General features: G+C 33.7%; 5 protein-coding genes. All 5 read left to right on the forward strand.

The features are described 5' to 3' along the window. Positions 1 to 42: 42 nt before the first annotated feature. Positions 43 to 2,475: a stage II sporulation protein E gene (gene spoIIE / locus BM077_RS10250; protein WP_176941697.1), complete on the forward strand. Its 2,433-nt coding sequence runs from the start codon at positions 43 to 45 to the stop codon at positions 2,473 to 2,475. A 139-nt stretch (positions 2,476 to 2,614) separates the two neighbouring features. Continuing rightward, on the forward strand, positions 2,615 to 4,018 hold the full coding sequence (gene tilS, locus BM077_RS10255; RefSeq protein WP_176941698.1) for a tRNA lysidine(34) synthetase TilS: 1,404 nt from the start codon (positions 2,615 to 2,617) through the stop codon (positions 4,016 to 4,018). Positions 4,019 to 4,035: 17 nt separating this feature from the next. Next, a complete protein-coding gene (gene hpt / locus BM077_RS10260) occupies positions 4,036 to 4,587 on the forward strand; it encodes a hypoxanthine phosphoribosyltransferase (protein ID WP_089750016.1) in 552 nt (183 codons plus the stop codon). 114 nt (positions 4,588 to 4,701) lie between these two features. Then, positions 4,702 to 6,648: an ATP-dependent zinc metalloprotease FtsH gene (gene ftsH, locus BM077_RS10265; protein WP_089750018.1), complete on the forward strand. Its 1,947-nt coding sequence runs from the start codon at positions 4,702 to 4,704 to the stop codon at positions 6,646 to 6,648. Positions 6,649 to 7,071: 423 nt separating this feature from the next. Next, positions 7,072 to 7,913: formate--tetrahydrofolate ligase (locus BM077_RS10270; RefSeq protein ID WP_143018626.1), on the forward strand; the 842-nt coding region annotated here is incomplete at its 3' end.

The raw sequence follows: 7,913 nt of genomic DNA on the forward strand, positions 1-7,913 counted from the left end.
TACAGCCATAAAAGGTTAAATTTCAGAGGAGGTATTAATATAATGTTAGTTGAGACTGATCTTCCTATTTATAAAAGATTAAAGGAGAATGATAAAACTAAATTAGAGGTGATAAGTCAATTAGTTAAGGAGATAGTTCTAGAATTTGATTTATTACACCTTGTGTATGTATGCTTAGGGGTAGTAATTGGACGAGCCTCTTTATCAGCAAATCTATTACCTTTTGGATTAGCTTTTTTAGGAGTGAGTGTTTACCAGAAACTTTATAAAAGCGAAGGGATAAGTAGAGTAGTATTCTTTATTATTAGTATCTATATTGGTTATTATACGGCTTTGGGCTGGAGTTGGCTATTTGCTAAATATTTGTTAGCAGGAATATTATTTAGTTTAGCTTCGCTGGTTTTCTTATATGGGAAACAGAGAGTTTCTAAGATACATTTTGCAATGTTAAATGCTGGTGTGCTTTTAGTTATTGAAGTCATTAATATATTTTTAGCAAGCAAACATTTGTATTATAATCTAACTCTCTTATTAGGAGTAGTATTGGTAGGAGTTTTAACCTTGGTTTTACTTGAAGGTTTATCACCGTTACTTGGGGCTGAAAAGAGAGAAGAGTTAGAAGAGATTAATATCTTAGCACTATTAATTACATTAGCAAGTTTGAGTATTGGCTTTCCTAATGTAAATATAGGAGTAGTCAATCTTTCGCGGGTATTTAGCGATTTAATGATTATGCTGGTAGCTATCAATGGTGGAGGAACTGTAGCAACGGTAGTAGGAGTTGTAATCGGGTTATTCTATAGCATTTCTAACTTATATGTGATTGAAGTCACAGGTCTTTATGCATTAGCTGGTTTAATTAGTGGTAATTTTAAAAGAGAAGGTAAGTTAGGGGTAATTATAGGTTTTTCATTAACAATACTACTTTACACTATATTTTTAATAGAACTAAATAGTATTAATGCAGTGATAGGAGAAGCATTATTAGCAGGTGGAATTCTAGTTTTGCTTCCTGATAAGATAATTGAGTCTTTAGGAAGATGGATCCCTGGGTCAAAAGCTTATTCGATGGAATCACAACAAGAAGAGATGCAGAATAAGATTGTAAATCGAGTTAATGAAATTTCTGATGTTTTTATAGAATTAGCTAATACTTTCCAACAAGTTTCAAGGGCTAATCCTAACCAAAGTGACAATGTGGAAGAACTATTGAGTATAATTACTAATCAAGTTTGTGTAGAATGTGAATATTATAGTCTTTGTTGGGAACAAGAGTTCTTTAAAACTTATCAACGTTCTGTTGAAGTCTTATCGGTGGCCGAAAATCAGGGTGGAATTAGTTCTAAAGTATTAAGTCAAGTCATGCACGGCGAATGTAGGATGTCAGTAGAATTTAGTGAGACAGCAAATAGGCTTTTAGAGAAGTATGAGACTAATAACTTCTGGCAGAAGAAGTTAAAAGATAGCAAGGAGGTAATAGGTAATCAGTTGTTAGGGGTTTCCCAACTCCTTGAAGCAGCAGCCTCCGATTTAGCAGTTGATATTAGATTTGATAATAATTTAGAAAAAGTAATTCAAAGTGAATTAGAATTGTATGGAATATTCACTAAAAAAGTTTCTACACATAATATTGAAAACGAAATGAGGATTTCTTTGACCAAAGAGTCTTGTGCCGGCAACCAAGAATGCAAGCAGGAGATTATCCCTATCCTGAATCAAGCTTTAGATCAAAAGTTTCAGGTTTCTTGGAATAAGTGTGGGGGACATTTAGGTAAGCAGTATTGTTCTTTAGAAATCACACCAACTACTACATACCGAGTCGAAACAGGTGTTGCACAAGTTAGCCCTGGTCAAAAAGAGATATCAGGAGATAATTATAAAGTTATAGATGCAGATGACGAAGAGACTATTTCTATCCTAAGTGATGGCATGGGTAGAGGAGAAAGAGCAGCTTTAGAGAGTCAAACGACGGTTGATTTACTAGAAAAGTTAATTACAGCTGGTTTTGATAAGAAATTAGCTATTAAGACGGTTAACTCTGCACTCTTACTTCGTTCTGCGGAAGAAGTATTTGCTACTGTCGATATCAGTGCTATTAATTGTTATACTGGGCAGACTGAATTTATCAAGGTTGGTTCAGCGCCTACTTTTATTAAGCGTGATAGTCGTAAAATCGATTTAGTTAAAAGCACTTCTCTTCCAATAGGAATTATGGATAATATAGATATAGAATTGACACAACAGATGCAGATTTCACCAGGAGATATGATTATTATGGTAACCGACGGTATTTTAGATTCTCAGGAAGATGAAATAAAACAAGAAGAGTGGATGATGCGTTTATTAAGAAATAATTTAATAAATGACCCTCAATCATTAGCAGACTATATTTTAGAGCAAGCTATTGAGGCTAAACAAGAGATTAGTGATGATATGACAGTAGTAGTAACAAAGTTGAATAGTTACCGAAGTTAGATAAAATAAATAACTAATTGAAGAAGGAATCAAAAAAGTTTTGTCGAAAGAATTATTTTGAACCAAGCTTATTATAGTATATTTTAAGAAAGAGATGATAATCCTAAATTATATATTACTGTTAACTAGAGGCGATATAATGTGTCTATTAGAGAATGTTAGGAAAACAATTGATAATCATAAACTGTTAACTAAAGGAGATAAGGTTTTAGTTAGTGTTTCAGGAGGACCAGACTCTTTAGCTTTATTACATATTTTGCATCGTTTACAACAGGATTATGATCTATCTTTGTATGTATTTCACTTAGATCATATGTTTAGAGGTGAAGAATCTAAAGCTGATGCTGAGTATGTTAAGCTATTTGCTGAACGTTTAGAAATTCCAGTAAACATTCGTGAATATGATGTACCTACTTATATAAAGGAAAATAATCTCTCTAAGCAAGCAGCAGCACGGGAAATTCGTTATCAACTTTGTGTTGAGTTAGCTAATGATATAGGGGCAGATAAGATAGCTCTTGGCCAACATGCTGATGACCAAGCAGAAACAGTGATGATTAATTTTTTACGCGGAGCAGGTTTAGAAGGTTTAAGTGGGATTAACCCAATTAGAGATGATAGGTTTATTAGACCATTATTGGAAGTTTGGCGTAAAGATATTGATAATTATTGTGAAGAGTATAATTTACAACCTCGTTTAGATAGTTCTAATTTTAAGCCAGTCTATTTAAGAAATAAGATTAGGTTAGAGTTGTTACCCTATCTAGAAGATGAGTTTAATGAAGGGGTTAAAGAGAATTTAAATAGAATGGCTGAAATTATAAGAGTTGAGAATGATTTTTTGGAAAGTTATGTAGTGAAGGAGTATAAACGAATTTTAGCTAATGAATCTCAGAATAAGTTATCCTTATATTTAGAGTCGTTAAGGGATTTAGATTTAGCTATTCAAAGGAGGGTGTTTAGGAAAGCAATCAGTTCTTTTTGTGGAACTAAAAAAGATTACTACTTCCATCACATCCAGCAGATTGAGGAGTTAATTAATGTTGGGGAGACAGGTAGTATAATTCAACTTCCACAAGGATTGCGTGTTAAAAGAGGTTATGAAAAGTTAATCTTTTTCTGGCAAGAAACTCAACCAAGAACTAAGTCAATTTCACAGATATATTCCATTCCAGGAAAGTATCAAATAAAAGATTTAGGAATTGAAGTTATATTAAAAATTATAATAGCAGGTCCAAATTGGAGGCAAGTTATAAGAGAAGAAGATAAATTATATATAAATAAAGATAGAATCGGTAATCGAATCAAAATAAGGAATCGTAAAGATGGGGACCGATTTCGGCCATTAGGTATGCAAGGAAGCAAGAAGATAAAGGATTTTATGATCGATGAAAAAATTCCAGTAGAGTTAAGAGATAGGATGCCAATTTTTACAACTTTAGATGATGAAATATTTGCTATAGATGATTTAAGAGTTGATAATAGATTTAGAATAACAGATAAAACAAAAGAAATATTAACTGTACAAGTTAATAGAATCTAAAAAAGGAGGAAGTAATTGTGCTAACTGAATTAGAAGATCAAATTGAAGAAGTCTTAATTACAGCGGAAGAAATAGAGGAACGAATTGTAGAGTTAGGAGCAGAAATTACAGCAGATTATGAGGTTGATGATGATATTGTAATGGTAGGGATTTTAAGAGGTGGCATAATGTTTATGTCTGACCTTGCTCGACATGTAGATTTACCTGTAACTTTTGATTTTATGGATGTTTCGAGTTATGATGGAACTAAATCCTCAGGAGTTGTAAGAATTATTAAGGACCTAGAGGAAAATATTGAAGGTAGACATGTCTTAATTGTAGAAGATATAATAGATACTGGTTTAACTTTAAAGCATGTGGTTGATTTTTTAGCAACAAGAGATCCAGCAAGTATTAAGATTTGTACACTATTAGATAAACCAGACCGTAGAACAGAAAAAGAAGTAGACATGGATTATAATGGTTTTGAGATTCCAGATAAGTTTGTAGTTGGGTATGGTTTAGATTATAATGAAAAGTATCGTAATGTTCCCTATATTTTTGTTCTAAAGCCAGAAGTTTATGAGTAAATATTTGGTGAAAGATAAGTGATAATTTCTAGTTAATTTCTTGCTAATTTCTATTTTTTATAGTATAATAATTAATTGTGGTAAGCTATATATTATAGAAGGGAGGATTATTTGTTGAATCGATTTTCGAAGAATATTGGCTTTTATTTGATAATAATTGCTATAGCATTTTTGATAGCACAGTATTTCATAAGTCCTGCCCCAGTTAAACAAGACTTTAGTTATAGTCAGTTTATAACTTCAGTCAAGAAAGGCAAGATAGATAAGGTAACAATTGTTGGGGAGGAGATAGTTAAAGGTAAGACCCCAGAAGGAAATCAGTTTGAAATAAATATTCCAGGAACTATCGAAAAGGTTGAACAAATCTTACAAGATAACGAAGTTGCTATTGAGACTAAGCCAGAGCCTGAGCCGCCTTGGTGGGCTAGTATCTTAGGTTATCTATTACCAACTATCCTAATCTTTGGTTTTTGGTTCTTTATTATGCAGAGGATGCAGGGTGGCGGCAACAAAGTAATGTCTTTTGGTAAGAATAAAGCTCGTCGTCACGATGACGAAAAGAAACAAGTTACATTTGATGATGTAGCTAATTATGAAGAGGTTAAAGAAGAGTTAGTAGAGGTTGTAGAGTTTTTAAAGTCACCAGATAAGTTTAACAAATTAGGTGCTGAAATACCAAAAGGAGTATTATTAGTTGGACCACCAGGAACTGGTAAAACATTGATGGCAAGAGCAGTAGCTGGTGAAGCGGGGGTTCCATTCTTTATTATAAGTGGTTCAGACTTTGTAGAAATGTTTGTTGGAGTTGGAGCTTCACGAGTTAGAGACTTATTTGAACAAGGAAAAGAGAATTCACCATGTATTATCTTTATTGATGAATTAGATGCGGTAGGTAGACAACGAGGAGCCGGAGTTGGTGGGGGTCATGATGAAAGAGAACAGACTTTAAATCAGCTATTAGTTGAAATGGATGGTTTTGAGCCTAATGAAGGTATTATTTTGATGGCTGCTACTAATAGACCGGATGTTTTAGATCCTGCTTTATTAAGACCAGGACGGTTTGATCGTCAAGTAATAGTTGATAAGCCGGACTTTAAAGGACGTAAAGGTGTTTTAGAGATTCATGTTAAGGATAAACCATTAGCTGATGATGTAAGGTTAGATATATTAGCTAAAAGAACTCCAGGATTTACAGGGGCTGATATGGAGAACTTGGCTAATGAAGCAGCAATCTTGGCTGCTAGAAGAGATAAGGATCAGATTAGCATGTTAGAGTTTGATGATGCTATTGATCGTGTAATTGCTGGTCCACAGAAGAAGAGTAGATTGATTAGTGATAAGGAGAAGGATATTGTTTCTTATCATGAGACAGGTCATGCTCTCTTAGGTGAATTACTAGAGCATTCTGATCCGACTCATAAGGTATCAATCATTCCGCGAGGTAGAGCTGGTGGATTCACCATTAATCTACCTGAAGCAGATAAGAACTTTGTAACCAAATCCGAATTGATCGATAGAGTGACTGCTCTTTTAGGAGGACGAGTAGCTGAAGAGGTATTTTTAGATGAAATAAGTACTGGTGCTCAAAATGACCTAGAAAGAGCTACTAAGATTGTTCGAGGTATGATTACAGAATACGGAATGAGTGATGAGATTGGGCCACTAACTTTAGGTCAAAAGAATAGTGACCAAGTCTTCTTAGGTCGTGATATTTCTAGAAATAGAAATTATAGTGAAGATGTAGCGGCTTTAATAGACAAGGAAGTTAAGAATATGATTGAAAATGCTTATGATAAAGCTACTAGAGTTTTAAGTGAGAATAGTGCTATGGTAGAGAAAATGGTTGAGGAGCTTAAGGATAAAGAAACATTAACCTCAAGTGATATTAAGAAGATTATTGCTGAGTTTAAAGGTGATTATGAATATAATCCAGATAATGATGAGTTAGAGGCTGAAGATACGCAACCGGTCAAAAGTGAGGAACCGGAAGATTTTGGGACTGGATTAGATGAAAATACAGATAGTAGAATTAATATTAAATTAAGAAATAAAAGAAAATAGGAAGTAGATAAAAGAGGTGGCTGTTGAGCCACCTCTTTTCTATTGTATAAAAGGATTATTGTGTTACTTTATAGTCTTTATGGATTTTTTTTACACAAAAAGAAGGGGTTTTTATGGTTGAAAGATAATATATTTAAATAGTGCAAAGATAATATAGGAGAAATAGAATGATTAATATCTTAGATTTGCAGAAGTAAATGTAATAAATTACATTATTAAGAAATATAATTTAAATATGGTGGATATCTATAATGGCCGGAAGGGGGTAGGTACAGGCAGTCAGGAGTATATATTAATCATAATTAGTGATAAAAGTGGGGTTAAAGGTCTTTAGTATAATATAAAAATTTATAATATTTTAAATTTTCATTAGTTTGTATAGAAAATTAAATTATAATAAAACGAAAGGTGGATGATTATTAAATGGCAGTAAAGTCAGATATTGAAATAGCTCAGGAGGCAGAATTAAAGCACATTACGGAGATAGCTGAAATTCTAGGATTAAGCAAGGATGAAATCGAACTATATGGAGATAACAAAGCTAAAGTTAAGTATGAAGCTTATAAGGAGAGAATGGACAATGAGGACAGTAAGTTAATCTTAACTACTGCTATTACTCCTACTCCTGCTGGTGAAGGTAAGACAACTACTAGTGTTGGTTTAACACAGGCTTTAAATCAGTTAGGACATAAGACTACAGTAGCTCTAAGAGAACCGTCTTTAGGACCATGTATGGGAGTTAAAGGTGGTGCTGCAGGTGGAGGTTATTCACAGGTAGTTCCAATGGAAGATATTAACTTACACTTTACAGGTGATATTCACGCTATTGGTGTTGCTCATAACATGCTTTCAGCAGCAATCGATAATCACATTAAGCAGGGTAACGACTTAGGTTTAGACCCGAAAGAGGTAGTATTCGAGCGTGTTGTTGACATGAACGATAGAGCATTAAGAGAAGTATTAGTTGGTGTAGGTGGCCCTAACGGTCAGGTTAGAGAAGATGGCTTCATGATTACAGTTGCTTCTGAGGTAATGGCTATTCTTTGTCTTTCTGAAGGAATTGAAGACTTAAAAGAAAGGTTAGGTAACATCGTTATCGGTTATACATTTGATGATGAGCCTGTACAGGCTAAGCAGTTAAATGTACACGGAGCTATGGCTGCATTACTTAAGGATGCAATTAAGCCTAACTTAGTACAGACTTTAGAGAATACACCAGCATTTATCCATGGTGGTCCATTTGCTAATATCGCACACGGTTGTAA

Origin of the sequence: Candidatus Frackibacter sp. WG13 (assembly GCF_900114655.1) — a bacterium.
GTDB lineage: Bacteria > Bacillota > Halanaerobiia > Halobacteroidales > Acetohalobiaceae > Frackibacter.